Origin of the sequence: Thermodesulfatator autotrophicus, from assembly GCF_001642325.1 — a bacterium.
GTDB classification, from domain to species: domain Bacteria; phylum Desulfobacterota; class Thermodesulfobacteria; order Thermodesulfobacteriales; family Thermodesulfatatoraceae; genus Thermodesulfatator; species Thermodesulfatator autotrophicus.
This window is the reverse complement of sequence record NZ_LSFI01000107.1, coordinates 1-1,228: the sequence shown is the minus strand read 5'-3', so window position 1 is coordinate 1,228 and position 1,228 is coordinate 1. Positions and strand designations below refer to the sequence as shown.

General features: G+C 65.5%; 2 protein-coding genes. Both read left to right on the top strand.

Features of this window, described 5'->3' with window-relative positions; all coding sequences use genetic code 11:
- Window positions 1-904, top strand: a 904-nt coding sequence (locus tag TH606_RS11155) for a Mu transposase C-terminal domain-containing protein (protein WP_231887790.1), incomplete at its 5' end; no start/stop codon positions are given.
- Window positions 905-975: 71 nt separating this feature from the next.
- Window positions 976-1,228: ATP-binding protein (locus TH606_RS11150; protein ID WP_197460578.1), on the top strand; the 253-nt coding region annotated here is incomplete at its 3' end.

The following is a 1,228-nucleotide window of genomic DNA, read 5'->3' as shown; positions in this document are numbered from 1 at the left end:
GCACCGCGAATGGCCTTTCCGCCCCAGGCCACCGGAGGCCAGGTGCACGCCGCTTTCGTATCTTGCGGCCTGCATGGCGCAGGAGGGCTTCCGGCCGCGCTACGCGGACGAGGCCATCCTGGCCACCATCTTCCTCTACCGCGAGCGGCGGCCGCGGAAGGTGGACCGCGGGATGATCCGCTTCCGGAACGAGTTCTACACGCACGAGGAGCTTTTGCGGCTTTCTGGGGAGTGGGTCGAGGTGCGCTACGACCCCTACGATCCGGAATGGATCCTCGTCTTCCACCGGGGTGAGTTCGTCTGTCGGGCGGAAGCCGTCATTTACTCCAGCATGAAGGATGCAGAGCTTGCTGCTCGCAAGATCGAGGAGAAGCACCGACGGCGCAAGAGGTTCCTTGAGATTTACCGCGAGCTCACCCGCGGCATTCCTGACATCAGGCAGTTCTCCGAGGTGCCGAAGGAAGAGCGGCCGCAGGCCGTCTTCGGGAGGCCGAAGCACGAAGAGCCGCCGGTTATCTCCGAAGAGGAGTTCGAGCGCCAGCTTGCGGAGCTTGCCGCCGAGCCCGCGCAGCCCGAGCCCCAGATCGACGAAGAGGCCTTTGCCCGCGAGCTCGAGGAGCGCGCCGCCATGCAGGCCGAGGAGAACGGGCCGGTCTTCGTCTACAAGAGCGACCGCTACATGTACCTGCTGGAGCGCCTGGCCAAAGGCGAGGGCATCTCCGCCGAGGACGCGGCCTTCATGGCGGAGTTCGAGGCCGAGATGGACCAGACAGAGGCCTCGTACTGGGACGACTACTGCCGGGTGATGTTTGAGCGTGAGCGAGAAGAAATTACGGCCGGGGCGGTGGGCACCCCGGCCCAAAAAGACATTGGAGGTGGGGAACCATGCGAGATGTCTTCGTAACTACGGCGAATTTTAAGAGGTTTCTCGAGCTGGCTCAAGAGCTCGAGGCCCCCGCGGGGATGGGGCTCGCGATGGCAGCGGTGGTGGGGCGCGCCGGAAGGGGAAAGACCACGGCGGCCATGCGGCTCGCCTCGGTGAATTCGGCCATCTACTGCCGCTTTTGCGACTGGTGGACGCCCACGGGGCTGCTTCGCGAGGTGGCCTTTCTGCTCGGAGGCATCCGTCCCCGGGCCACGCAGCGGTGCTTCGAGGTCATCCAGGAGGAGCTGGCCCGTGAGCGGCGCCTCATCATGGTGGACGAGGCAGACAGGCTGTCCCTGCGGC